This window comes from Burkholderia sp. Tr-862 (assembly GCF_011753085.1).
Lineage (GTDB): Bacteria > Pseudomonadota > Gammaproteobacteria > Burkholderiales > Burkholderiaceae > Burkholderia > Burkholderia ambifaria.
On record NZ_VWWG01000003.1, the window covers coordinates 93,274 to 118,363 of the forward strand.

Sequence of the window (25,090 nt, forward strand, 5' to 3'; positions counted from 1 at the left end):
GTTCGGGGCATCAGGCGCCGATCGGCTCCGCGCGCTTAGTCGTGAAATTCCAGCGCAACGCATCGCCCGTGTCGACGCGGGCGGGCAACAAGCCGGCTGCGAGGAACGTATCGGCGATCTTCTGCTGCTCACCGAAATTCTGCGTGACCACGGCGCGCACGAGATAGCTGCGTCGTGCGTTGGCGCGCTCGATCGTCTTCGCGTCGAGTCCCCAGATCGGCGCGAGGGTATCGGCGGCCTCCTGCTGATGCTCGCGCAGCCACGCGCCGGCCTGCGACAGACGGTCGAAGACGATCTGGATCACGTCGGGGCGCGCGGCGGCAAAGCTGCTCGACGCGAGGTAATAGCGCTGGTACGAAGCAAGCCCGTTGCCGTCGGCCAGAATCCGCACGTCGGGGTTCGAGTCGACGGACGCGACATACGGATCCCACGTGATCCACGCATCGACGCTGCCGCGCTCGAATGTCGCGCGGCCGTCCGCCGGTGTCAGGTAGTGGATCGCGGCGTCGGTTGGGGCGAGCTTGGCGCGCGCGAGTGCGGCAAGCAGCAGATAGTGGCTGCCGGCGGCCTTCGTGACGGCGATGCGCTTGGCCCTGAGATCGGCGAGCGTGCGCAGCGTGCTGCCGTTCTTGACAATGATGGCCTGCGCTTTGGGCGATGGCGCTTCCTGTGCGACGTACACGAACCGCGCATGCGCGGCCTGTGCGAAAACGGGAACCGTGTCGGCCACGTCGGCGCTGAAGTCGATCGCGCCGACGTTGAGCGCTTCGGTCAGCGGCAAGCCGCTCGCGAATTCATGCCACGACACGCGCAGGCCCAGCGGCGCGAGCGACTGCTCGAGCGTGCCGCGCGTCTTGAGCAGCGTGATGAGCGTCGACGATTTCTGATAACCGATGCGCAGCGTGGATGGCGTGTTCTCGGCGTGCGTCCGGATGCCGGCGGCGCTCAGGCCGGCGGCCAGCATCGTCTGCGCGAATGCGCGGCGGTTCATCGACGTCATGGAGCGGGTTCCCCGTTGGGTTCGTTGAAAGCAACGCGGCTAACGTACCAACGGGGAGGGCAACCGATAACCGATTAATTCTGCTATCGATCGGAGTGACGGGCATATGGCGCGGCCAGTGCGCGCAATGCGAGGCCGGAAATGAAAAAAGGCCGGCTTAAGCCGACCTTTTTAAAAAACAGATGGTGCCCAGGAGAGGACTCGGTCACACATGCGCGACCCCGGCTGCGCTTGCAAGCGCAGCCTTTCGAGTCCTCGCGCAAAGCGCGCAGGCGCTTTGCTTCCTGGGCCGGAAATGAAAAAAGGCCGGCATAAGCCGACCTTTTTAAAAACAGATGGTGCCCAGGAGAGGACTCGAACCTCCACGATGTTGCCACCGCTAGGACCTGAACCTAGTGCGTCTACCAATTCCGCCACCTGGGCACGTTTTGCAGTAGCTGCCTGCTGCAAAGAAGCGAAATTATAGCGCCCCAATTATCCGTGTCAACACATTTTTGCGATGCGCCGCGAACCGGCCGCCGCGGCGCCTGCACGCGGCATTCGCGGTTATTTGGCGACACTGTCGGATGATAGAATGACCCGCCGCCGTCACTATAGAACTGTCTGACGGACACTTCTATGTTGATGCCGTGCACCATCAGTCAACGCAACGAGAACAATCATCGACAAACCCTTGAGCAAATATCCGTACCCCATTCCGAGCCGTGAAGAAATTCTCGGCGTGCTGCGTACGAGCGACGCGCCGCTGGCCGCCAACGACATCGCCGAAGCGCTGTCGATCAAGCGCCAGGAACGCGAGGGGTTCTTCCGGCGTGTCGCCGCAATGGAACGCGACGGCCAGATCCGCCTCGACAAACGCGGTCACTACCAGCTCACTCATCCGTCGAACTTCGTTGCCGGTCGCGTGCAAGGGCATCGCGACGGCTACGGCTTCGTGATCCGCGACGACGGCCAGGACGACCTGTTTTTGCCGAACGGCGAAATGCAGAAGGTGATGCACAACGACCGCGTGCTCGCGCGGATCGTCGGCTACGATCGCCGTGGCCGGCCGGAAGGCCATGTCGTCGAGGTCACCGAGCGCGCGAACAAGCGCGTGATCGGCCGCCTGCTCAACGAGAACGGCGCGCTGATCGTCGCCCCCGAAGACAAGCGCATCGGCCACGACATCCTGATCACGCAGAACGTGAAGAAGGCGAAGGTCGGGCAGGTCGTCGTCGTCGAACTGACCGACTTCCCGAGCCGCCATTCGCAACCGCTCGGCCGCGTCGTCGAAGTGCTCGGCGACATCGACGATCCGGGCATGGAAATCGAGATCGCCGTGCGCAAGTACGGCGTGCCGCACGAATTCGGCCAGCGGGCGCTCAACGATGCCGCCGCGCTGCCGGACGCGGTACGTCCGGCCGACCTGCGCTTCCGCGTCGATTTGCGCGACGTGCCGCTCGTGACGATCGACGGCGAGGACGCCCGCGACTTCGACGATGCCGTCTACTGCGAGCCGACCAAGGTCGGTCGCGGCGACGGCTACCGCCTGATCGTCGCGATCGCCGATGTGTCGCACTACGTGCAACCGGGTAGCGGCCTCGACGCCGACGCGCTGGAGCGCAGCACGTCGGTCTATTTCCCGCGCCGCGTGATCCCGATGCTGCCGGAGAAGCTGTCGAACGGGCTGTGTTCGCTGAATCCGCAGGTCGACCGCTGCGTGCTCGTGTGCGACATGGTGATTACCGCGCGCGGCGAGATCAAGGCGTACCAGTTCTATCCGGCGGTCATCCATTCGGCCGCGCGCCTGACGTACACGGAAGTCGCGGCCGTGCTGTCGAACACGAAGGGACCGGAGGCCGCGCGCCGCGCGGACCTGCTGCCGCACCTGCAGGACCTGTACGGCGTCTACAAGTCGCTGTTCGCCGCACGCCAGAAGCGCGGCGCGATCGACTTCGACACGACCGAGACGTACATCGTCTGCAACTCGCAGGGCAAGATCGAACAGATCGTGCCGCGTCAGCGCAACGATGCGCACAAGCTGATCGAGGAATGCATGCTGGCCGCGAACGTCTGCGCGGCCGACTTCCTGAAGCGCAACAAGCATGCGGGCCTGTACCGCGTGCACGCGGGGCCGACACCGGAAAAGCTCGAGAACCTGCGCGCGTTCCTGCGCGGCATGGGCCTGTCGCTCGGCGGCGGCGAGAAGCCGCATGCGAGTGACTATGCGGCGCTGATGGCGCAGATTCGCGACCGGCCCGACGCGCAGATGCTGCAGCCGATGCTGCTGCGCTCGATGCAGCAAGCCGTCTACAGCCCGGACAACATCGGCCACTTCGGTCTCGCGTATGAGGCGTACGCGCACTTCACGAGCCCGATCCGCCGCTATCCCGACCTGCTCACGCACCGCGCGATCTACGCGATCCTGTCGGGCAAGAAGTACACGCCGAAGGCGCCGGACGGCTTCGAGCTGAACACCGCGCTGTCGCCGCGCGCCCGCGCGATGCAGCAGGCCGACGACGAAGCGCGCGGCCGTTCGCGCGTGAACACCGCGATCTGGGAAGAACTCGGCCTGCACTGCTCGGCGAACGAGCGGCGTGCCGACGAAGCGTCGCGCGACGTCGAGGCCTGGCTCAAGTGCTACTTCATGCGCGACAAGCTCGGCGAGGAATACGGCGGGATGGTGAACGGCGTCACGTCGTTCGGCATCTTCGTGCAGCTCGACACGCTGTTCATCGAAGGGCTGGTGCACGTCACGGAACTCGGCTCGGACTACTTCCAGTACGACGAGATCAAGAACGAGCTGCGGGGCGAGCGCACGGGCATCCGTTATCGCCTGTCGGATCGCGTGCGCGTGCAGGTGAGCCGCGTCGATCTCGATGCGCGCAAGATCGACTTCCGCCTCGTGCGCGACACGCCGGTGAAGGCGCCGCGTCCGGCACCGGCGCCGGCTGCCGTCGGCAACGGTAACGATCGCGGCGGCCCGCGTGTGCGCTCGTTGCCGCCGGTGGAGGAAGCCGCGCCGCGCCGCAAGAGGACGGCCAGCGCACCGACCGCCGCGGTGAACGACGCGCGTGCGGCGAAGAAGAAGGGCGGTGCGCCGGCGAAGACGGCCGCGAAGAAGACACACGCCCGCAAGAAGTATTGAGCGTTCGGGGCGGCGCACGCGCACGCCCTTGCAGTATCGAGAGACGCCGCGTTCTACCGGTCACCGGCCGGCAACGCGGCGCTTTCCTTTTCCATGGATCGCGGCTGCGCGCGTTGCGCGGCCGCACGTTTGATCGAAGGTTGTTCCAGTCATGTCACGTCTGAAGGTTCTTTACGGTTTTCATGCGGTGACCGCACGTTTGCGGCACGATGCATCGACGGTTGCGGAGGTGCTGTACGACCAGACGCGCCGCGACCGCCGCATGCAGGACTTCCTGCACACCGCGAAGGAAGCGGGCGTGCGGCTGATCGCGGCCGACGAAACCCGCCTGTGGGGCCTCGCGCATACCGAGCGCCACCAGGGCGTCGTCGCGCGCGTCGAGGACGTTCCGCTCGCGCAGAACCTGTCCGAACTGCTCGACGGCATCCAGGGCCCGGCGCTTCTGCTGGTGCTCGACGGTGTCACCGATCCGCACAACCTGGGCGCATGCCTGCGTGTCGCCGATTCGGCAGGCGCGCATGCAGTGATCGCGCCGCGTGACCGCGCGGTCGGCCTGAACGCGACCGCGGCGAAGGTCGCGAGCGGCGCGGCCGACACGGTGCCGTACATCACGGTCACGAACCTCGCCCGCGCGCTGCGCGAGCTGAAGGAAGCGGGCGTATGGATCATCGGCACGTCGGACGACGCGTCGGCGACGCTGTACGACACGAAGCTCGACGGCCCCGTCGCCATCGTGATGGGCGCGGAAGGCGAAGGTATGCGCCGGCTCACGCGCGACACCTGCGACGACGTGATGAGCATCCCGATGGCCGGCAGCGTGGAAAGCCTGAACGTGTCGGTTGCGAGCGGCGTGTGCCTGTACGAGGCGGTGCGGCAGCGGCGCGTGAAGGGCTGATCGCCGGCTGACTGACGGGCCGCCTGACGGGCTGACGCACGTGGTCTCGCGCGATGCGCGGGCCGCCATGACCCGAACGACGCGTGCCGCGATTGTGCGCGGCACGCGGCCCCGGAACTCGCGAACCATGACCCTGATTCGCCTCGGCGCATCGTGCGCCATCCTTGGCCTGCTGGCCGCCTGCACGTCGCCGTCGCTGATCGAGCGCGGCGGCTACTACGCCGACACGAGCCTGCACGCGCGAGGCGCCGATGCGCGGATCCGCTTTCTCGTGATGCATTACACCGAAAGCGACGAAGCGAAATCGCTGCGCACGCTGACCGGCGATTCGGTCAGCGTGCACTACGTCGTGCCGCCGCAACCGCGCATCGAACACGGGATGCCGGTCGTCTATCAGCTCGTTCCTGAATCGAAGCGTGCATGGCATGCGGGCATCAGCGAATGGCAGGGCACGACCGAGCTCAATGCGGCGTCGATCGGCATCGAGAACGTGAATCGCGGCCCGCTCGATCCGCAAAACCTTACCTGGCAGCCATATTCGCCCGAGCAGGTCGATGCGCTGATTCGCCTGTCGAAGGATATCGTCGCGCGCTACGGGATTGCGCCGACGCGCGTGGTCGGACACAGCGATATCGCACCGCAACGCAAGATCGATCCCGGTCCGCTGTTTCCGTGGCATGCGCTCGCGCAAGCCGGCGTCGGCGCATGGCCGGACGATGCGACCGTGGCCGCGCGGCTCGGCGGTCGCGATCCGCACGCGCTCGTCGACGTGCGCGAATTGCAGCTGAAGCTCGCGCGCTACGGCTACGACGTGCCGACCGATGGCGTGCTCGACGCGCGGACGCGCCGCGTATTCGCCGCATTCCAGATGCACTTCCGGCCATCCGACTACGCGGGCAATCCGGATGCCGAGACCGACGCGATCGCACAGGCGCTGCTCGACAAGTATTTCCCCGCTCCGCCTGCCGGCAACGCGTCGGCCAACGGCACGCCGTGACCGTCGGCGTGCCCGGGGCCGACATCCGCGCGGAAAAAGCCCGGGGCGTCTTGCGAGTCCGGTAAACTGGCGGTTTTCCGCAATCCCGCTGTATTCCCACCTCATGACTCAAGACGAACTCAAACGCCTGGTCGGCCAGGCGGCCGCCGATTATGTGATCCAGAACGTGCCGGAAGGCGCCGTGATCGGCGTCGGCACAGGCTCGACCGCCAACTGCTTCATCGACGCGCTCGCGGCCGTCAAATCGCGCTATCGCGGCGCCGTGTCGAGCTCGCTCGCGACGACCGAACGCCTGAAATCGCACGGCATCAAGGTGTTCGACCTGAACGAGGTCGAGTCGCTGCAGGTGTACGTCGACGGGGCCGACGAGATTGACGCAAGCGGTGCAATGATCAAGGGCGGCGGCGGTGCGTTGACGCGCGAGAAGATCGTTGCGTCGGTGGCCGATACGTTCGTCTGCATCGCGGACGGCAGCAAGCGCGTGCCGGTGCTCGGCGCATTCCCGCTGCCGATCGAGGTCGTGCCGATGGCGCGCACGGCGATCGGCCGGCGCGTGACCGCGCTCGGCGGCGTGCCGGTACTGCGCGTGACGCAGGACGGCGCGCCGTACATCACCGACAACGGCAACGAGATCATCGACGTGAAGGGGCTGCAGATCGCCGATCCGCGCGGTTTCGAAGCGCAGGTCAACGCGTGGCCGGGCGTCGTGACGGTCGGCCTGTTCGCCGAGCGCGGCGCGAATCTGTGCCTGCTCGGCACGGCAAACGGCGTCGAGACGATCGTTTATCCCGGTTAATCAAAACTGAATGAGAAGCAGTCCGTAATGGCGTCAAGAAGCCGTAATGGATTGCATGTTTAAATCTTGTTGAAGTCCCGGCCCGGCAAGCGCAGCGCGCTTTCCGGGCTTTTTTTGAAGCCTTATAAATCACCTCTTCCAAAAGAGGGATAACCCTGTCAGGTGTTTACCAGATAGCGAAATATCCCCGAAATCATCAACTTATAGATCATAAGAACAGTCGTAACCAGGGCCGGCGGAACTGCGGAGCAGGTGTTCGCAAATCGACGCACGGGGAGGTGTCATGGAGCAGGGCAAAGACCGGTCACTGGTCGCCAAAGTGATGGATGGGCTTGTCGCGGGTATCGTCGAGGACAAGTACGGCGGCATTCTGCCGCCGCAGGACGTGCTGTCGAAAGAGTTCGACGTGAGCCGCACGGTGATGCGCGAAGCATTATCGATGTTGCTTGCGCGCGACATGCTCGACGTGCGTCCGAAAGTCGGTACGCGGGTTCGACCGATGCGCGACTGGCGCATGATCGATGAAGACGTCGTGAGCTGGCGGTTTCGTGCGAAACCGGATCCGCAATTCATGCGCGACGTCATCGAATTCCGGATGCTGATCGAACCGCGCGCGACCGCGCAGGCGGCGGTCCGTGCAACGGCCGTCGACATCGCGGGTATCCGTGAGGCGTTCGACGCGTTCAAGGTGTTGCAGCCGGGCGACCCCGGCTACGACACGGCGGACGAACTGCTGCACACGCGGATCGTCCAGGCGAGCGGCAATCAGTTCTTCCAGCAGATGGCGGCGATCGTGCGCGGCGCGGTGCGGCTCGTGAATCCGCGCGTCGTGCAGAAGGATGGCGCGCACGACATCGCGGTCAAGGCGCATGCGCGCGTCGTCGATGCGATCGAACGCCGCGATCCGCGCGAAGCCGAAGCGGCATCGCTCGCCCTGATCGATTTCAGCGCCGACGAGATCTCGCGCGATTTCTCCGTCGACGTGCCCATGCGCGCCTGAATCCACCCGCGTCGCTCAGCCGTGAGCCGGCGAGCCGTTTATCATGACGGCCGGCCGGCAGCGTGTCGGCCACCGTCATACGAACGACACGGAAGATCCGGATGAACGAATTCGACAACCGCCCGGTGCGCTTCGGCATCGTCGGCGCAGGCAGCATCGCACGCCGTTTCGCGCAAAGCCTCGCTCACGTGCCGGGTGCGGTGCTCGCCGGCGTGTGGGCACGCCGCGCCGATGCGGCAGCCGCCTTCTGCGGCAACTGCGGCGGCTCGCCCGCGGCCAGCCTCGACGCGCTCCTCGCGAGCGACATCGACGCGATCTACATCGCGACCCTCCACGACAGTCATGCCCAGTACGCGCAGGCGGCGCTCGCCGCCGGCAAGGCCGTGCTGTGCGAAAAGCCGGCGACGCTGAACGCAGGGCAGCTCGACGCGGTGCTGGACGCGGCGCGCGCGGCCGGCCGGCTCTTCATGGAAGCGATGAAGCCGCCGTTCTTTCCGCTGTACCAGCAGTTACGTGCGCACCTGCATGACGATCCGATCGGCGAGATCCGGCTCGTGCGCGCGGGCTGCGCGTCGTCGGCGGTGCCGGACGATCATTCCGTCTATCGGCTCGATCGAGCCGGCGGTGCGCTGCTCGACATCGGGATCTACGAAGCGTTTCTCGCGGTCGACTGGCTCGGCGCCGCACACGACGTGCAGACGCTCGGCCGTGTCGGCGCGACGGGCGTCGACGTCTTCGCGAGCCTGAACAGCCGCCACGCGAATGGCGGCATCGCGCAGCTCTTTTGCGGGCTCGACGTGATGGGACGCGGCGACGCGCTGATCGCCGCGGCGGGCGGGCACGTGACGATTCACGAGAAGTGGTGGAACCCCACGCGGGCGACGATCCGCTATGCCGACGGGCGTACCGTCGAACTCGATGCACCGTTCGACGGCGGCGGCCTGAACTACGAGACCGCGCATTTCTGCGACCTGCTGCGCGCGGGTGAACGCGAGAGCCCGATCATGACGCACGACCATTCACGACAGATGATCGCGATGACCGACGCGGCACGCGCGGCGCTCGGCGTGCGCTATTCGGGCGAGTAGGCGGGAAGGAAGGGGCCGGGCGCGCAGCCGCGGCCCGGCGAGCGATGCAACGTGCTCAGTGCCGCGCGGGCAGCGACAGGCGCTTTTCGTACCAGCGCTGGACCCATTCGAGGATCTGGCACAGCACCCAGTAGACAGCGGCGGCGGCGAGGTACAGCGGCAACGGCTGATAGGTCGCAGCGATCACCTCCTGCGCGCTGCGCAGCAGCTCGGTCACCGTGATCACGGACACGAGCGACGTGTCCTTGATCAGGCTGATCAGGCTGTTCGACAGGCTCGGCACCGCGATGCGCAGCGCCTGCGGGCCGATCACGTAGCGCAGCGTCTGCCCCCACGACAGCCCGAGGCTGTAGGCGGCCAGCCATTGGCCGCGCGCGATCCCGTTGATCGCGCCGCGCATGCTTTCGGACATGTAAGCGGCGACGTTCGCGGACAGCGCGATGACGCCGGCCGGCGTCGGGTCGAGCGAGATGCCGAGGCTCGGCAATCCGTAATAAATCACGAAGATCTGCACGAGCAGCGGCGTGCCGCGCATCAGGCTCACATACGCGCGCGCGAGCCACGCGAGCGCGTTGACCCAGATGCGTTCGAAGCCCTCGAGCGGTTCGCTTTGCCGGATGCCCATCATCGCGAGCATGACGGCGCCGAGCAGGCCGAACACCATCGACAGCACGGCGAACTTGACGGTCAGTACGGCACCCTGGGCGAGCACCGGCAGCGATTGGACGAGCAGGGACGTTGTCGACATGGAATACGAAGCGGATGCGTGCGCGAAAGCGCAATCATAAACCGGACCGATAAAACAAAGGGCGGCATCGTTTCGGATGCCGCCCATTCCGGCCCGCCGTCAGGCGGGAAACAGAGGCGTGCTTACTTGATCGGCTTCGTCACGTCGATGCCGAACCACTTGTCCGAGATCTTCGTGAACGTGCCGTCGGCCGCGAGTTGCGCCATGGCGTCGTCGATCGCCTTCTGGAACTTCGGGTTGCCCTTCTTGAACGGGATGCCCGACGGATTCGCCGAGCCGACGTTCGCGCCCGGGCGCAGCGGCAGTTGCGAGTTCTTCGTCAGGTACGCGAGCATCAGGCGGTCGTTCAGTGCCGCGTCGAGACGGCCCGCCGCGAGGTCGCGCAGGTACTCGGGCGCGCCCGGGTACGTCTTCACGTCGATGCCGGGCACCGACTTCGCCATGTCCATGTAGTTCGTGCCGAGCGCGACGCCGAGCTTCTTGCCCTTCAGGTCGTCGAGCGACTTGAACTGGCGCGTATCGTCCTTGCGCTGGATCAGCTGCGCGGACGAGTACGTGTACGCCGGCGAGAAGTCGAGCGTTTCCTTGCGCTTGTCGGTGATGCCGACCTGGTTGGCGATCACGTCGAACTTGCCGGCCTGCAGGCCCGCGATGATGCCGCTCCATTCGGTCGTGACGAACTCGGCCTTCACGCCAAGCTTCGCGGCGACGGCCTTCGCGATGTCGACGTCGAAGCCGACGAGCTCGCCTTGCGGGTTCTTCGAGTTGAACGGCGGGAACGTGCCTTCGAGGCCGACGCGCAGCGTGCCGCGTTGCTTCACCTGGTCGAGGAGGTCGGCCGCATGCGCGGTGGCGGCGGCGAACGACGTGCCGATCAGGCCGGCAACGAGCAGCTTCTTCAGCAGCGAAATTTTCATCGTGTGAGCTTCCCTTGCCCCAGCGGGGCGCTTGATTCTGAAAGTGCGGTCGATCATAGCAAAAACACAATCGACCGCTAAATATCGTTTGTTTATGACTATATTACGCGGTGCGTTCGCGCGCGATGGCCTTCACGCATTCGGCCACGAGCGCGGGGCCGCGATAGATGAAGCCCGTATAGAGCTGGACCAGCGATGCGCCGGCCGCGAGCTTCACGCGTGCGTCCTCGCCCGAGAAGATGCCGCCGACGCCGATGATCGGCACCGCGCTGCCGACTTCGGCATGCAGCTTGCGGATCACTTCGTTCGAGGCGTCGAACACCGGGCGGCCCGACAGGCCGCCGGCTTCGTCCGCGTGCGGCAGGCCCTGCACGGCCGCGCGCGACAGCGTCGTGTTGGTGGCGATGACTGCTTCGATCTTGTGGCGCAGCAGCGTGTCGCCGATTTCCTTCACCTGTTCGTCGTCGAGATCGGGGGCGATCTTCAGCGCGAGCGGCACGAGCTTGCCGTGCAGGTCGGCGAGGCGCTGCTGCTTGTCCTTCAGCGCGGCGAGCAGCGCGTCGAGTTCGCCCGCGCCCTGCAGCTGGCGCAGGTTCTTCGTGTTCGGCGACGAAATGTTGATCGTCACGTAGCTCGCGAACGGGTACACGCGCTCGAGGCAGTAGAGATAGTCTTCCGCGGCGCGCTCGATCGGCGTGTCGGCGTTCTTGCCGATGTTCAGGCCGAGGATGCCGCGATAGCGGGCCGCCTGGACGTTCTTCACGAACTGGTCGACGCCGTGGTTGTTGAAGCCCATCCGGTTGATCAGCGCGTCGGCCTGCGGCAGGCGGAACATCCGCGGGCGCGGATTGCCCGGCTGCGGGCGCGGCGTGACGGTGCCGACCTCGATGAAGCCGAAGCCGAGCGACGCGAGGCCGTCGATGGCCGCGCCGTCCTTGTCGAGGCCGGCGGCGAGGCCGACCGGGTTGCGGAACGTGAGCCCCATCACGGTGCGCGGCGCATCGGGCACGCGCGCCGACAGCGCGCAGGCGAGGCCCGTGCGGCCGGCCGCGCCGAGCGCGCGCAGCGTGAGGTGGTGAGCGTCTTCCGCATCCATCTTGAACAGGGATGCGCGGGCCAGCGGATAGAGGGAACTGAACACGGGAATTGGGCGGACGGCCGGAATGAATGACAACCCGCTATTTTACCGGGAGTTGCGCGGCAAGGGCGGGCTTCGCTTCGCGCGCGCCGGCGGGGGCGCCTCTCTTGCGGTGCGGCGGCGCATGCACGGGCGGAAATGGTGCCCGTTGCAGGCGCGACGCCGCGCTGCGGGAAGGCTCGTCAACCCGACCCGGAATGTCCGCCCGGCAGCGGCGCGCGCGCCAGTGCCGCGTCGACCGGCGGCAGCTCGACACGATCGGGATCGAGTATTTTCCAGCGGCCGTCGAGTAACCCTTCGAGCGGATGGAAGTTCGCCTTGTAGGCCATCTTCGGGCTCTCGCGGATCCAGTAGCCGAGATACACGTACGGCAGGCCGAGGCTCTTCGCCTGTTCGATCTGCCACAGGATGTTGTAGGTGCCGTAGCTCGTGTGCTGGTCGTCGGGTTCGAAGAACGTGTAGACCGACGACAGTCCGTCGCCGAGGATGTCGATCATGCTGACCATGCGCAGCTTGCCCGGCTCGCCGCCCGGCGCGTCGAGGTCGCGGAATTCGACGAGGCGCGAATTGATCCGGCTCTGCAGCAGGAACTGCTCGTACTGGTCGCGGCTGTCGCGGTCCATGCCGCCGCCCGCGTGGCGCGCGGACTGGTAGCGCATGTAGAGCGCGTAGTGCTCCTCGTCGTAGTGCAGCGGCGAGACAGTCGCGACGAGCGCGCGGTGCCGCTTCCACATCCGGCGCTGCGTGCGCGACGGCGTGAACGCGCCGACCGGCACCCGCACCGGTACGCAGGCGCGGCAGCCGTCGCAGTACGGGCGATAGGTGAAGACGCCCGAGCGCCGGAAGCCGGCCTTCACGAGCTCGGTATAGATGTCGGAGTTGATCAGGTGGCTCGGCGTCGCGACTTGCGAGCGCGCGATGCGGCCGTCCAGATAGCTGCACGGATAGGGCGCCGTTGCATAGAATTGCAGCGCCGAAAGCGGTGAAAGCGGCAGCTCAGTCGGGTGAGTCATGGGCAGCTCTCGATGCAGGGATGGAGTGCCGCGCTAGCGCTCGATCCCGGAGGGCGCCGCCGGTTCGGCGGGGCCCGTCAGCGCGGCGAGCACGCGCTTGTCGAACTGCCACGGAATCGGCGGTTCAGCCACCGCGCGGCGCACGTGAGCAACAAAGGCCTTGCGTGCGATCTCGCGGCCACCGAGCGACGCTAGATGCGACGTATTCTGCTGGCAGTCTATCATTTCCAGCCCCTGCTCGCGAAGGTGGGCGACCAGCGTCGCCAGCGCGATCTTCGACGCATCGGTGGCATCCGCGTACATCGACTCGCCGAAGAACATCCGTCCGAACGTAACCCCGTACAGACCGCCGATGCGGCGCCCGTCGTGCCACGTCTCGATGCTGTGCGCGTTGCCGGAGCGGTAGAGCGACGTATAGGCGTCGATGATCTCGGCCGTGATCCAGGTGCCGCGCTGCCCGCGGCGCGGCGCTTGCGCGCACGCGCGCATCACGCCCGCAAAGTCATGGTCGACGCGCACTTCCCACGCGGGTTCGCGCAGCACGCGCCTGAGCGTCTTGCGCAGTGACGGTGACACCTTGAATTCGGCCGGTGCGAGGATCATCCGCGGGTCGGGGCTCCACCACAGCACGGGCTGGCCGTCCGAATACCACGGGAAGATGCCGCGCAGGTAGGCCTCGATCAGGCGCGACGGCAGCAGGTCGGCACTCGCGGCGAGCAGTCCCGGCGCGCCGGTCGCGGGACCCAGTGCGCGTTCGACGGGCGGAAACGGATCGTCCGGGCCGAGCCAGGGGACCATGGGGCGCGTGCTCAGCCGTTGCGCAGCGAGCGGAAGATATCGCCGGTATGCACGCCGTAGTCGCCGGCGGCGCGATCGGCGAAGAAGAAGCGCAGGGTCTGGCTGACGGTCGGGAACGCGATTTCGTCCCACGGAATGTCGGCTTCGTCGAACAGTTTGACTTCGAGGCTTTCCTCGCCGGCCTCGTAAGCCGGATCGACGAGCCGCGCCAGGTAGAACAGGTGGACCTGATGCACGTGCGGCACGTTGAGCAGCGTGAACAGGTTCTGAATCTCGACACGCGCGCCGGCTTCCTCGAGCGTCTCGCGCGCGGCGGCCTCGGCCGTCGTCTCGCCCATTTCCATGAAGCCCGCCGGCAGCGTCCAGAACCCGTAGCGCGGTTCGATCGCGCGGCGGCACAGCAGCACCTGATCGCCCCAGACCGGCACCGTGCCGACCACGTTACGCGGATTCTGGTAATGGATCGTGCCGCAGTGATCGCAAATGAAGCGCTCACGATTGTCGCCCGGTGGAATGCGCGCGATGACGTCGTGACCGCAGACGGAGCAGAATTTCATGTCGAGTGGAAGGGACGAGGTGAATGCGAGTGTATCACCGGGGCGGGGCATTCTCGAACGCGAGCGCATGGGCGCGGCGTGCCGCGTGAAGCGCGGCCGCGATGCGCGGGATCGGGCGCGAGAAACAAAAAGCCCGGCGTAGAGCCGGGCTTTTTGCATGAATCGGGACGTTGGTTGCGGGGGTAGGATTTGAACCTACGACCTTCGGGTTATGAGCCCGACGAGCTGCCAGACTGCTCCACCCCGCGTCCGTCGAAGAAATGAATTATATGGAGTATCCCGAACGCATGCAAGCACTTTTTGACAATCGCGTTGCAGGCGCTCGTTGGCAGCTTGTGGGGCCGGTACGGCGGGCGCGTGCGCTAGAATCGAACGGTTTGCTCGTGTCGTTCATTCTTGCAGCGAAGCCGTGCGCGATTGCATCGGTGCCGTTGCAACGCTCACTACTGTTACTTCTGCATCGACGGATTCATGGACATCGCTCACGATCTGCAATCGATCGGCGCGCAGGAACAGGCGCTCGTATTTCCCCATTTCGACCCGGCCCGCGCCTGGGCGCTCGGCAACCGGATGCATGCGCTCGCCACGGCGCGCGGTCACGCGATCGCGATCGACATCGTCACGTTCGGCCAGCCGCTGTTCTACGCGGCGCTCGCCGGCGCGACACCCGACAACGCCGACTGGGTGCGCCGCAAGCGCAACGTCGTCGCGCATTTCCGCCGCAGTTCGTATGCGATCGGCCTGCGCATGCAGCAGGCCGGCGCGTCGCTCGCGGACAAGCACGGGCTTCCCGTGTCGGAATATTCGCCGCATGGCGGTGCGTTTCCGCTGACCGTTGCGGGGGCCGGCGTGATCGGCTCGATCACCGCATCGGGGCTGCCGCAGCGCGTCGATCACGAGTTCGTCGTCGAAGCGTTGTGCGCCGAGCTCGGGCAGGACTACGCCGCGCTGGCGCTTTCGAGGAGCTGAGCGATGCAGCTCCCGGGTTACGCATGGCTCGCGATCGCGATCGTCGCGGAAGTGATCGGCACGTCCGCGCTGCGCGCGGCGGACGGCTTCACGCGCTTCTGGCCGTCGGCGCTCGTCGTGGCCGGTTACGGCATCGCGTTCTACTGTCTGTCGCTCACGCTGCGCACGATGCCGGTTGGCATCATCTATGCGGTGTGGTCGGGCGCCGGCATCGTGCTGATCACGCTCGTCGCGATGCTGCTCTATCGTCAGGTGCCGGACGTGCCGGCGGTGATCGGCCTCGGCCTGATCGTCGCGGGCGTCGTGGTGCTGAACCTGTTCTCGAAGATGCAGGCGCACTGAGCGTGCGCCCGCGATACGCCGGATGGCCCACATGACCGATTCCGCTTCCGTTTCCGCTTCCGCCGAAGCCGCCCAGCCCGACGTGCGCGCGTATGTCGCGAACCGCGTCGGCTATCTCGAACTGAACCGGCCGAAGGCGCTGAATGCGCTGTCGGTCGGGATGATCCGCCTGATGCAGCAGGCGCTCGATGCGTGGCGCGACGACGCCGACGTGGTGGCCGTCGTCGTGCACAGCCCGCATCCGCGCGCGTTCTGCGCGGGCGGCGACGTGCGCTTCTTCCACGACGCGTGGCAGCGCGGCGACCGCGATGCGATCGACATGTTCTTCATCGAGGAATACACGCTCAACCACACGATCTTCACCTATCCGAAACCGTACATCGCGCTGATGCACGGCGTCGTGATGGGCGGCGGCATGGGCATTTCGCAGGCCGCGCGGCATACGGGCGGGCTGCGCGTCGTCACCGATTCAACGAAGATGGCCATGCCCGAAACGCGCATCGGCCTGTTCCCGGACGTCGGGATGAGCTGGTTCCTCGCGCGCACGCCGGGCGCGATCGGCCGCTATCTTGCCGTGACCGGCGCGTCGCTCGACGCGGCCGGCGCCCTGTATGCGCAGCTCGCCGACGTCTATCTGCCCGATGCCGCGCTGCCGGCGCTGCTCGATACGTTGCGCAGCACGCGCATCGACAGCGGCGCGCAGGCAGTCGCGTGCGTGGCCGATGCGGCTGCCGCGCACAAGGTCGTCCCGACGCCCGACACGTCGGCGCTGGCCGATGCGCGCGCCGGGATCGATCGGCATTTCGCGCGACCGGATATCGGCGCGATCCTTGCGTCGCTCGACGCCGAGCAGGATTGCGCGGCCATCGACGGATGGGTCGAGAAGGCGACCCATGCGATGCGCAGCCAGTTGTCGCCGCTGTCGATGGCCGTGTCGCTCGAAGTCGTCGAACGGGCGCGTGGCGCGACGATGGCCGATTGCCTGCGGCGCGATCTCGACCTCACGCGCTCGACGTTCGCGCACGGCGACGTGATCGAAGGCGTGCGGGCGCTGATCGTCGACAAGGACCACCAGCCAGTCTGGCGCTTCAAGTCGGCCGCCGCTATCGACCGGGCCGACGTGCTCGCGATGTTCGACAGCCCGTGGACGCCCGACACGCATCCTCTGCGCAATCTGAAGGACTGACGTGCGCGCTATCGACGTGAAATGCAAAAAGGCCGCCTGCATGTGCAGGCGGCCTTTTCATTGGCGGATGCCGGTGGGGCTCGGCGGCGGTGGGCACGGGCCTCGTCGCGAGACGTGCGTCATTCGTCGCCGGCGTCGTCCGACATGAACGCGCGCATGAACACGAGCGCGCCGAAGCCCCAGACCGCGTTCGCGGCGAAGCCTGACGCGAGCACCGGCATCATGTTCCCCGACGGCCAGATTCCACGCAGCGGATCGATCGCGAACACGCGGGCAGCCGTCAGCACGATGCCGCCGAACACCAGCGCGCCGATCCACGGCGCCTCGCGCTCCGGCGACACGCGCAGCAGCCACGCCATCGGGATGGCACAGCACGCGCTGATCAGCGCGTTCGCGACAAATTCAGGAATGCCGAGCGGTGCGAACGGTTGCGTGGAGAATCCGGCTGCGGCGATCAGGTCGGCCGTGTGCAGCAGCGCGAGCGTCGCTTCGCGAAAGAAGAGGGCGGCCAGGAAGCCGGACAGGAATGGCAGGATGACTTTCTGCATCGGTGAGTGCATTGCAGGCGCGGTTGGCCGGGGCCGTCCGCGCGAAGTTGTTCGGATTGGTGCGCCATTATAGGGCCCGGCCGCCGCGATATTCGCTGGAGCGTCGTGCTAATCACGAAAGCGGAAAACTTAAGCTCAAAAAAATCGTTCCAAAGCCCTGCACCGATCCATAGACTGATTTCTCAGAAACAGCCGTGCAATCGCGTACTCGCCCGCTGCACGGCCTGACCGGCGAGCCATCCCGATTCGAACGCACATCATGCATGCGTCGCTCATCCGCGACGCGAGCAGGGCCTCGTTTTATCCCGATTTCGGCAAGGACAGTCAAGCAGGAGCAGCAGATGAATGTTTTCTGGTTTATCCCCACGCACGGCGACAGCCGTTACCTCGGTACCGCCGAAGGCGCGCGCGCCGCGGATTACGATTACTTCAAGCAGATCGCCGTCGCGGCCGACACGCTCGGCTATGAAGGCGTGCTGCTGCCGACCGGCCGCTCCTGCGAGGATGCGTGGGTCGTCGCATCGAGCCTGATTCCCGCGACGCAGCGCCTGAAGTTCCTGGTCGCCGTGCGCCCGGGCATCGCATCGCCCGGCTTGGCGGCGCGGATGGCCGCGACGTTCGACCGCCTGTCGGGCGGGCGCCTGCTGATCAACGTCGTGACGGGGGGCGACGCCGCCGAGCTCGAAGGTGACGGACTGTTCGCCGATCACGACACGCGCTACGAGATCACCGACGATTTCCTGCACATCTGGCGCGGGCTGCTCGCCGCATCGCACGACAACGGCGGCTTCGACTACATCGGCAAGCACCTTCAGTCGAAGGGCGGCAAGGCGCTTTATCCGCCCGTGCAGCGCCCGCATCCGCCGTTGTGGTTCGGCGGGTCGTCGCCGGCCGCGCACACGATCGCCGCGGATCACATCGACACCTACCTGACCTGGGGCGAGCCGCCCGAGGCTGTCGCGAAGAAGATCGCCGACATCCGCGCACGCGCCGAATCGCGCGGCCGCAAGATCCGCTTCGGCATCCGCATGCACGTGATCGTGCGCGAGACCGAGGACGAAGCATGGCGCGATGCCGAGCGGCTCATCAGCCGTCTCGACGACGAGACGATCGCCCGCGCGCAGAAGGCATTCTCGAACATGGATTCGGAAGGCCAGCGCCGGATGGCCGCGCTGCACGGCGGCAAGCGTGGCGGCCGCGAGGCGCTCGAGGTGTACCCGAACCTGTGGGCGGGTGTCGGGCTCGTCCGTGGCGGCGCCGGTACCGCGCTCGTCGGCAATCCCGAGCAGGTCGCGGAACGTATGCGCGAATACGCCGACCTCGGCATCGAAACGTTCATCCTGTCCGGCTATCCGCACCTCGAGGAGTCGTACCGTTTTGCCGAGCTCGTGTTCCCGCTGATCAAGGGCGAGGGCGCAAAGCGGCCGTCCGGTCCGCTGTCGGGTCCGTTCGGTGAGATCGTCGGCAACAACTACCTGCCCAAGGCGAGCCAGAGCTGAGCGAAGGAGGCCTGCGATGACAACGAAAACATCGACGGGCGCCGCCGTGGCCGCCCGCGCGTGGCGCGCAATCGCGCCGTGGCTCGTGCCGCTCGCGCTGCTGGTCGTGTGGGAGGTCGGCGCGCGCGTCGGCTGGCTGTCGACCCGCGTGCTGCCTGAACCGGTGGCGGTCGTGCGCGCCGCATGGTCGCTCGTGACGTCGGGCGAAATGTGGGCGAATGTGAAGGTCAGTACCTGGCGCGCGCTGTTCGGTTTCGCGATCGGCGGCGGTGTCGGCCTGGCGCTGGGGCTTGCGACCGGCCTGTCGAAAGCGGCGGAGGTCGCGCTCGATTCGACGATCCAGATGATCCGCAACATCCCCGCGCTCGCGATGATTCCGCTCGTGATCCTGTGGTTCGGCATCGACGAGAAGGCGAAGCTGTTCCTCGTCGCGCTCGGCGTGTTCTTCCCCGTCTACATCAACACGTATCACGGGATCCGCTCGGTCGACGCAAACCTGATCGAGATGGCGAAGAGCTACGGCGTGCGCGGCTTCGCGCTGTACCGCGACGTGATCCTGCCCGGCGCGTTGCCGTCGATTCTGGTCGGCGTGCGCTTCGCGCTCGGGCTGATGTGGGTGATGCTGATCGTCGCGGAAACGATTTCCGCGCAGTCGGGCATCGGCTACATGACGATGAACGCGCGCGAATTCCTGCAAACCGATGTGGTGGTGGTCGGCATCCTGCTGTATGCGGTGCTCGGCAAGCTGGCCGACGTGCTGGCGAAATGGATCGAGCGCGTGACGCTGCGCTGGCACCCCGCTTATCAATCAGGAGCAAAGGCATGAATGCGACCACTTCGGCGGCCGCCTACGGCCCGCTCGCCGGCGCGGACCTCGAGGCGGAACTGGCGCAGGCGCGCGTGACGGACGCCGCCGCACGGGATGCGGCGATCGTCGATCGGGACGGCGGCGCATCCGTCGTTCCGCTCGCGCGGCGGCGCACCGGCAGCCCTGCGCCCGACGATGCGGTGACGCTGTCGGGCGTCAGCAAGCGCTTCGGCACGCGTACCGTGCTCGACAACGTCGAACTCGGCATCGCGCGCGGCAGCTTCGTCGCCATCGTCGGCCGCAGCGGCTGCGGGAAATCCACGCTGCTGCGCCTCGTCGCCGGGCTCGAGGCGCCGAGCAGCGGTGCGCTCGTGACGCGCGGCGAGGGCGGCGGCAGGCTCGACACGCGGATCATGTACCAGGATGCGCGGTTGCTGCCGTGGAAGACCGTGCTGCAGAACGTGATGCTGGGCCTGGGGCGCGGCGCGCGCGATCAGGCCCGCGCGGTGCTCGACGAAGTCGGGCTGCTCGAGCGGGCGAACGACTGGCCCGCGCAGCTGTCGGGCGGCCAGCGGCAGCGCGTCGCGCTTGCCCGCGCGCTGGTGCACCGGCCGCAACTGCTGCTGCTCGACGAGCCGCTCGGCGCGCTCGACGCGCTGACCCGCATCGAGATGCATGCGCTGATCGAGCGGTTGTGGCGCGAGCATCGGTTCACCGCGCTGCTCGTCACGCACGACGTGCAGGAAGCCGTCGCGCTGGGTGACCGCATCCTGCTGATCGAGCAGGGACGCGTCGCCCTCGATCAGCAGGTACCGCTCGATCGGCCGCGTGCGCGCGCATCGGCCGCATTCGCCGCGCTGGAAGACCGTGTGCTGCAACGCGTGCTCGCGGGCGGGCCGGGCGGCGCCGGTCAGGAGGCAGCATTTGAAGTCGATCACGTACGACCGGTCGGGCAGATTCGCTGGGCCGTTTAAATCCGGGCGGCGCAGGCCGCCCGTTCTCAGACTTTTTTGTTCGGAGCGATCAACCCGATGAGCATCACTGCAATCAACGTGCGTAACCAGTTCAAGGGCAAGGTGAAGGAGATCATTCGCGGGCCGGTGGTGTCCGAGGTCGACGTCGAGACGCCGTTCGGCATCGTCACGTCGGTGATCACGACGCGTTCGGTCGACGAGCTCGAGCTGAAGGTCGGCGCCGAAGTCGTCGCGCTCGTGAAGTCCACCGAAGTGTCGATCGCGCGCCTCTGAGCGCGGTTTGTACGCCGGCGCGGCGCGGGCGGTCTGACCGTGCGCGACGCACCGGCTTTCGCGGCGCGCGTTTGCCTCGGTATTCGGCGTCCGGACGAAGTGCTAGGATGGAACGACACCGACGCCGGAGGCCAACGCATGACCCCTATCCTTTCTCCCGAAGCCATCGAGGCGCTGAAGTGGATCGACCAGTTCGGCGACACCCGGGCGGTCCCCGCCGCGTTCGACGATGTCGTCTATGCGTTGCTGAACGAAGGGCTGATCTACCAGGCGGCTGCCGACCGCGTCGATCTGACCGCCGACGGCAAATCCGTTTTGTCTAACGAATACGATTGAGCGCACGGCGCCGGCCGCCGAGGCGGCCTGGCGCTGCGTCGCCACGGAGCAAGCGATGGAACCGAGAGGCAGCGATCTCGGCGATTTCAGCGAGCCGTACCGCGGCTACGAGATCGAGGTGAAGACCGAGCAGGTGTGGGACGGCGAGCATGCGCACTACCGCGTGCTGCAAGGCGCGGCCGTGCGGATCGACTGGCGGCTCGTGAAGGTCGACGGATTGCTGCTCACCGAACGGCGCGTGATCGAGCGCGTCCTCGACGAGGCGCGGCGAGCCGTCGACGCCGAACTCGGCGAGGGCGGCCCGGTCTAGTCAACCAGCCGGGCTGGGCTGGTCGCGTTGCGGTAAAATGCCGGGTTGTTTCCCGCGCCGCTTGCTGCCCCGAATTCCATGTCCGCACCGTCCTCGCTTCCTCCCCGCCGCGTCTCAGTGGCGCCCATGCTCGACTGGACCGACCGTCATTGCCGGTCGTTCCATCGCACGCTGACGCGCGACACGTGGCTGTATACGGAAATGATCACCACGGGCGCACTGCTGTTTGGCGACGCGCAGCGGCATCTCGCGTTCACGCCGAACGAATCGCCGGTCGCGCTGCAGTTGGGCGGCAGCGAACGGGACGATCTCGCGCGCGCCGCGAAACTCGGCGAGCAATGGGGCTATGACGAGATCAATCTGAATTGCGGCTGTCCGTCCGAGCGTGTGCAGCGGGGAGCGTTCGGCGCGTGCCTGATGAACGAGCCGCAGCTCGTCGCCGACTGCGTGAAGGCGATGCGCGATGCGGTCTCGGTGCCGGTTACGGTCAAGCACCGGATCGGCGTCGACGCGGTCGAGGATTATGCGTTCGTACGGGACTTCGTCGGCAAGGTGGCGGAAGCGGGCTGCGAGACGTTCGTCGTGCACGCGCGCAACGCGATCCTGAAGGGGCTGTCGCCGAAGGAGAACCGCGAGATCCCGCCGCTCAAGTACGACTATGCATATCAACTGAAGCGCGATTTTCCGTCGCTGGAGATCGTGATCAACGGCGGGATCAAGACGCTCGACGAAGTCGCGCAGCATCTCGAGCATGTCGACGGCGTGATGCTCGGCCGCGAGGCTTATCACAACCCGTATGTGCTTGCGGACGTCGATGCGCGTTTCTATGGTTCGACCGCGGCGGTGCCGACGCGCGAAGAGGCCGAGGCGAAACTGATCGAATACTGCGCGGCGGAATTGAAGCGCGGCACGTATCTCGGCGCGATCGTCCGGCACGCACTCGGGCTGTATCGCGGCGTCGCGGGCGCACGCGGCTGGCGTCGCGTGCTGTCGGACAACAAGAAGCTCGCGCACGGCGATCTGGCCGTGTTCGACGAGGCGCGCACGCATCTGAACGACGCCATCGAAAATTTTGAAAAAAATGCTTTGCAAGACGGAAAAGTGTTCGTATAATCTTGTTCTTCGCTGCTGAACACGAACGAAACGAAACAGCGAAGAAACAAAGCAGTATCAGTGGTGGCTGTAGCTCAGTTGGTAGAGTCCAGGATTGTGATTCCTGTCGTCGTGGGTTCGAGTCCCATCAGCCACCCCAAAATTCTTGAACAAAACAGGCGCTTCGGCGCCTGTTTTGCTTTCCGCGGTATGAATTTTCAAAATTCACGCCGTCGCGTCCGCTGATTCAATCTTCCATCGATCGTCATGCCGATATGTCGTTTCCGGATTCGCATGTGCCGCGAATTCGTGCACGTCGGCGTCTCGATTCCTGATCTTCGTCGTGATCGCGCTCGGCCATTTCCCATCGCTGCGATGTGACGTTCTATTGAACGCTTCCTGGCGGGACAAAGCGCGGATTGCGCCAAGCCTGCACGCCATCCACGATCAACTCCGGTATCCAGTTCTTGACCTGATAGAAAGCCGGCCTCTCCATTTCGATCAGCCAGCCGGCGGGCGCCAGAATGTCGTAGAGTCGCCCTTCGATGTGCTTCGAGTGAGTGCCGATCAGAACGTAGGCGACCTTCTCATTGAGGAGCGAGAGACACGATTCGATCAAGGCAGCTTCACCGCCCTGGATGTCGATATGCAAGAGATCGATGCGATCTCGATCGCCGATTGCCGACTCTAAAGAGATCATCGGCAAGATGTCGTGACTGCCGTTTGCCACGGCCTCGTCTTGCTGCTCTTTGGTCGCGCCGAAAACCGGCTCAAGCCCCCAGCTGTGGCCGGCATGCTCCTGACGAGGGAAGAGGGCGCTTCCCGCGCTCGCGGCTGCAACACCGCGATGCAGCGTATATTCGCCCTGCGCGAACCCGTTGCGGGCGAGTGCTTCTCGGGCGAATTCAAGATGGCCTTCGTCGCCCTCGATGCCGACGAGATGCACCTTTCGGCCGGTACGTTTGGCGGCCATGCCAGTGTTATTCATCCAGCAACCCCAGCCGCAACCCAGCTCAATCATGGTGAATGTATCGGGGCGTGCCAATTCCACGGCGTGCAATGCGGAGGCCCATTCCGCAATATCGGCATGCCAGTTGGCCGGCAGCGGAAAATGATCCAGTTTGCCGCCCTGATCTGCAAGAAAAGGCAGAATTTTCGGGTCCACCAGCACGCCAAGCCAGTTCGTCTGGAATCCAGGAGTTGGCTTTCTGTCGTGCACTTCATGACGACGCATACATTCAAGCGCGTCAAAATTGGAGTAATAGGCAAAGAAGGGCGTGCCGCGAGTCGCCTCCACTTGATTTTCCAGATCGCGAATCCTCTGTTCGGCGACCAGAAGCGCTTCGGCCAGTGCGTTACGGTTATCGTGGAGCTTGCGAATTGGACCGATCGAGCGGCCAAGACTTTTCATCAAGGTCATTCCTTCCACTCCTGCGTCTCGTGCTAGGGCGACTGTTATCGTGGGATGCCGGTACGAGCACTTCTCGCCCGGCGGAAGTTCGCAACAAGCTTTCAGTGGGATCAAGATGATGCGCCATAGCATAGCGATCGAAGGCTTCGGGCGCTAGTCGAGCCACCACGGATATTGGATGGCCGGCCTTCGAAAGTTGCCTCTAGCCGGTCCGGTGTGATGTGCGCGGTGCTGCTGCGTCGATTCGAGTGGCGTCATTCCCCGGAGCGTTCGGCCCATTCGCCATTCATTTCGGGTAATTCGCATGCAGCGTTTCGATACCGCGGCCGGTGCCGTCGCGTCATTCGAACGATGTCACCCGGGCAACGCTGCGTCATTTGCGAACTCGCCAGGCCAAACGATCGTCCTGGCATGCCCGTCACACGCAAATTGGCGGAATAAGCCAGTGACTTGGCGCAAGCCGCCAATGCTTAACATGCTTACATTGATGTAATGTATCGATTCCTCGTGCCCTCGACTTTCCAGGGCCGTTCTGTCCTGGCGCCCCGGAAGGCGCCGGGGCTTTTTTTTGCCAGCCGCGGCGCCGTGCAGCATCTGATGCGTTTCGCGATGCAACCCGCCGTTGAAAACATCGCGACTGCTACACTTTCCCGGCCTCGATTACGCAACGGAAGCGACCCCAGCATGTCGGAAACCCGAACCATCACGCTGCGCAATGCGACGTCACACGACGCAGAGCACATCGCGCGCTTGCACACGCTGAGCTGGCAGAACGCATATAGCCATATCCTGCCCGCGGCCTATCTGTCCGATGAGGTGCCGACGGAACATGCGACGCGGTGGCGACACTATTTCGACCGCAACGAAGCGGAATGGGGCCTCGTGTTGATCGCGGAATCCGACGGTGCCCCCATCGGTTTCGTGAGCGCCGAAAGACCGGTCGATCCGGCGCTCGGCGTCCTGCTCGATTGCCTTCACGTCCTTCCCGCACATCACGGAAGCGGTATCGGCAAGCGCATGATCGAAGCCGTTCGCGCATGGACGCGAAATATCGGCGTGGACAAGGTTCATCTTTTGGTGCTCGACGGCAACATCCGCGCGATTGGCTTCTACGAGCACAACGGCTGGCGATTGGCGGCCGTCGAAACCAGCGTCATCGGCCGGACGGAAGTCGCCGACCGGATCTACGTGATCGAGGCCTGACGGCCTGTCGGCATCGCATCGAACGGCCGCCCGCTGCACGACCCATTCCACTATCGACCAAGCAT

26 protein-coding genes and 3 tRNA genes are annotated in these 25,090 nt (G+C 65.7%); 18 read left to right on the forward strand and 11 right to left on the reverse strand.

Annotated features, from left to right (window positions below):
* Positions 1–10: 10 nt before the first annotated feature.
* Positions 11–1,000, reverse strand: a complete 990-nt coding sequence (locus F3J14_RS01950; RefSeq protein WP_166721534.1) for an aliphatic sulfonate ABC transporter substrate-binding protein — start codon at positions 998–1,000, stop codon at positions 11–13.
* 336 nt (positions 1,001–1,336) lie between these two features.
* Positions 1,337–1,423, reverse strand: a tRNA-Leu gene (locus tag F3J14_RS01955).
* A 250-nt stretch (positions 1,424–1,673) separates the two neighbouring features.
* Between F3J14_RS01955 and rnr the strand changes: the two genes are divergently transcribed.
* From rnr to F3J14_RS01985, 6 genes are all read left to right on the forward strand, one after another.
* Complete coding sequence (rnr, locus tag F3J14_RS01960; protein WP_166721535.1) at positions 1,674–4,127, forward strand: ribonuclease R; 2,454 nt, start codon at positions 1,674–1,676, stop codon at positions 4,125–4,127.
* 151 nt (positions 4,128–4,278) lie between these two features.
* Positions 4,279–5,022 (forward strand): 23S rRNA (guanosine(2251)-2'-O)-methyltransferase RlmB, encoded by a 744-nt coding sequence (gene rlmB, locus F3J14_RS01965; protein WP_011656749.1) that lies wholly within the window; start codon positions 4,279–4,281, stop codon positions 5,020–5,022.
* Positions 5,023–5,149: 127 nt separating this feature from the next.
* The gene (locus F3J14_RS01970; RefSeq protein WP_166721536.1) at positions 5,150–6,019 is read left to right on the forward strand and encodes an N-acetylmuramoyl-L-alanine amidase; all 870 of its coding nucleotides are present in this window, start codon (positions 5,150–5,152) and stop codon (positions 6,017–6,019) included.
* A gap of 103 nt (positions 6,020–6,122) precedes the next feature.
* Positions 6,123–6,815 (forward strand): ribose-5-phosphate isomerase RpiA, encoded by a 693-nt coding sequence (gene rpiA / locus F3J14_RS01975; protein WP_166721537.1) that lies wholly within the window; start codon positions 6,123–6,125, stop codon positions 6,813–6,815.
* A 283-nt stretch (positions 6,816–7,098) separates the two neighbouring features.
* A complete protein-coding gene (locus tag F3J14_RS01980) occupies positions 7,099–7,815 on the forward strand; it encodes a FadR/GntR family transcriptional regulator (RefSeq protein WP_166721538.1) in 717 nt (238 codons plus the stop codon).
* 101 nt (positions 7,816–7,916) lie between these two features.
* The gene (locus tag F3J14_RS01985; RefSeq protein ID WP_166721539.1) at positions 7,917–8,903 is read left to right on the forward strand and encodes a Gfo/Idh/MocA family oxidoreductase; all 987 of its coding nucleotides are present in this window, start codon (positions 7,917–7,919) and stop codon (positions 8,901–8,903) included.
* A gap of 55 nt (positions 8,904–8,958) precedes the next feature.
* Here F3J14_RS01985 and F3J14_RS01990 read toward each other — a convergent pair whose 3' ends face one another.
* From F3J14_RS01990 to F3J14_RS02020, 7 genes are all read right to left on the reverse strand, one after another.
* The gene (locus F3J14_RS01990; RefSeq protein WP_006758016.1) at positions 8,959–9,651 is read right to left on the reverse strand and encodes an amino acid ABC transporter permease; all 693 of its coding nucleotides are present in this window, start codon (positions 9,649–9,651) and stop codon (positions 8,959–8,961) included.
* Positions 9,652–9,773: 122 nt separating this feature from the next.
* Complete coding sequence (locus F3J14_RS01995; RefSeq protein ID WP_166721540.1) at positions 9,774–10,568, reverse strand: cystine ABC transporter substrate-binding protein; 795 nt, start codon at positions 10,566–10,568, stop codon at positions 9,774–9,776.
* Positions 10,569–10,671: 103 nt separating this feature from the next.
* Positions 10,672–11,709, reverse strand: coding sequence for a quinone-dependent dihydroorotate dehydrogenase (locus F3J14_RS02000; protein WP_006751029.1), 1,038 nt, complete (start codon positions 11,707–11,709; stop codon positions 10,672–10,674).
* A gap of 179 nt (positions 11,710–11,888) precedes the next feature.
* Positions 11,889–12,719 carry an arginyltransferase gene (locus tag F3J14_RS02005; protein ID WP_166721541.1) on the reverse strand — a complete coding sequence of 277 codons (831 nt, stop codon included), beginning with the start codon at positions 12,717–12,719 and terminating at the stop codon, positions 11,889–11,891.
* Positions 12,720–12,752: 33 nt separating this feature from the next.
* Positions 12,753–13,517, reverse strand: coding sequence for a leucyl/phenylalanyl-tRNA--protein transferase (gene aat, locus F3J14_RS02010; protein WP_166721542.1), 765 nt, complete (start codon positions 13,515–13,517; stop codon positions 12,753–12,755).
* An 11-nt stretch (positions 13,518–13,528) separates the two neighbouring features.
* Complete coding sequence (locus F3J14_RS02015) at positions 13,529–14,074, reverse strand: NUDIX hydrolase (protein ID WP_166721543.1); 546 nt, start codon at positions 14,072–14,074, stop codon at positions 13,529–13,531.
* Positions 14,075–14,245: 171 nt separating this feature from the next.
* Positions 14,246–14,322 (reverse strand) — tRNA-Met (locus tag F3J14_RS02020).
* Between the two features lie 223 nt (positions 14,323–14,545).
* Here F3J14_RS02020 and F3J14_RS02025 point away from each other — a divergent pair.
* The 3 genes from F3J14_RS02025 to F3J14_RS02035 are packed head-to-tail and all read left to right on the forward strand — an operon-like array spanning position 14,546 to position 16,571.
* Complete coding sequence (locus F3J14_RS02025; RefSeq protein WP_166721544.1) at positions 14,546–15,043, forward strand: heme-degrading domain-containing protein; 498 nt, start codon at positions 14,546–14,548, stop codon at positions 15,041–15,043.
* Between the two features lie 3 nt (positions 15,044–15,046).
* On the forward strand, positions 15,047–15,385 hold the full coding sequence (locus tag F3J14_RS02030; RefSeq protein WP_006758010.1) for a multidrug efflux SMR transporter: 339 nt from the start codon (positions 15,047–15,049) through the stop codon (positions 15,383–15,385).
* 31 nt (positions 15,386–15,416) lie between these two features.
* Positions 15,417–16,571, forward strand: coding sequence for an enoyl-CoA hydratase/isomerase family protein (locus tag F3J14_RS02035; RefSeq protein WP_166721545.1), 1,155 nt, complete (start codon positions 15,417–15,419; stop codon positions 16,569–16,571).
* Between the two features lie 119 nt (positions 16,572–16,690).
* Here the strand turns inward: F3J14_RS02035 and F3J14_RS02040 are convergent, their stop codons facing one another.
* Positions 16,691–17,119, reverse strand: a complete 429-nt coding sequence (locus F3J14_RS02040) for a hypothetical protein (protein ID WP_006751022.1) — start codon at positions 17,117–17,119, stop codon at positions 16,691–16,693.
* Between the two features lie 341 nt (positions 17,120–17,460).
* Between F3J14_RS02040 and ssuD the strand changes: the two genes are divergently transcribed.
* The 8 genes from ssuD to F3J14_RS02080 all read left to right on the forward strand — a co-directional run bounded on the left by ssuD (position 17,461) and on the right by F3J14_RS02080 (position 22,571).
* Positions 17,461–18,618, forward strand: coding sequence for an FMNH2-dependent alkanesulfonate monooxygenase (gene ssuD, locus F3J14_RS02045; RefSeq protein ID WP_166721546.1), 1,158 nt, complete (start codon positions 17,461–17,463; stop codon positions 18,616–18,618).
* Between the two features lie 16 nt (positions 18,619–18,634).
* Entirely contained in the window at positions 18,635–19,444 is an 810-nt protein-coding gene (gene ssuC, locus F3J14_RS02050) for an aliphatic sulfonate ABC transporter permease SsuC (RefSeq protein ID WP_166721547.1), read from the forward strand.
* A complete protein-coding gene (locus tag F3J14_RS02055) occupies positions 19,441–20,400 on the forward strand; it encodes an ATP-binding cassette domain-containing protein (RefSeq protein WP_166721548.1) in 960 nt (319 codons plus the stop codon). Before ssuC ends, F3J14_RS02055 begins: the two co-directional genes overlap by 4 nt.
* A gap of 57 nt (positions 20,401–20,457) precedes the next feature.
* Positions 20,458–20,673, forward strand: coding sequence for a molybdopterin-binding protein (locus F3J14_RS02060; protein ID WP_006400187.1), 216 nt, complete (start codon positions 20,458–20,460; stop codon positions 20,671–20,673).
* A 138-nt stretch (positions 20,674–20,811) separates the two neighbouring features.
* The gene (locus tag F3J14_RS02065; RefSeq protein WP_006751018.1) at positions 20,812–21,009 is read left to right on the forward strand and encodes a hypothetical protein; all 198 of its coding nucleotides are present in this window, start codon (positions 20,812–20,814) and stop codon (positions 21,007–21,009) included.
* A 55-nt stretch (positions 21,010–21,064) separates the two neighbouring features.
* Positions 21,065–21,319, forward strand: coding sequence for a hypothetical protein (locus F3J14_RS02070; protein WP_166721549.1), 255 nt, complete (start codon positions 21,065–21,067; stop codon positions 21,317–21,319).
* Between the two features lie 126 nt (positions 21,320–21,445).
* On the forward strand, positions 21,446–22,432 hold the full coding sequence (gene dusA, locus F3J14_RS02075) for a tRNA dihydrouridine(20/20a) synthase DusA (protein WP_247682093.1): 987 nt from the start codon (positions 21,446–21,448) through the stop codon (positions 22,430–22,432).
* Positions 22,433–22,495: 63 nt separating this feature from the next.
* Positions 22,496–22,571: transfer RNA gene (locus F3J14_RS02080), tRNA-His, on the forward strand.
* A 225-nt stretch (positions 22,572–22,796) separates the two neighbouring features.
* Here the strand turns inward: F3J14_RS02080 and F3J14_RS02085 are convergent.
* Entirely contained in the window at positions 22,797–23,831 is a 1,035-nt protein-coding gene (locus F3J14_RS02085) for a class I SAM-dependent methyltransferase (protein ID WP_166721551.1), read from the reverse strand.
* Between the two features lie 675 nt (positions 23,832–24,506).
* On the opposite strand from F3J14_RS02085, the gene F3J14_RS02090 reads away from it, so the two are divergent.
* The gene (locus F3J14_RS02090) at positions 24,507–25,025 is read left to right on the forward strand and encodes a GNAT family N-acetyltransferase (protein WP_166721570.1); all 519 of its coding nucleotides are present in this window, start codon (positions 24,507–24,509) and stop codon (positions 25,023–25,025) included.
* The last annotated feature ends 65 nt before the right edge of the window (positions 25,026–25,090 follow it).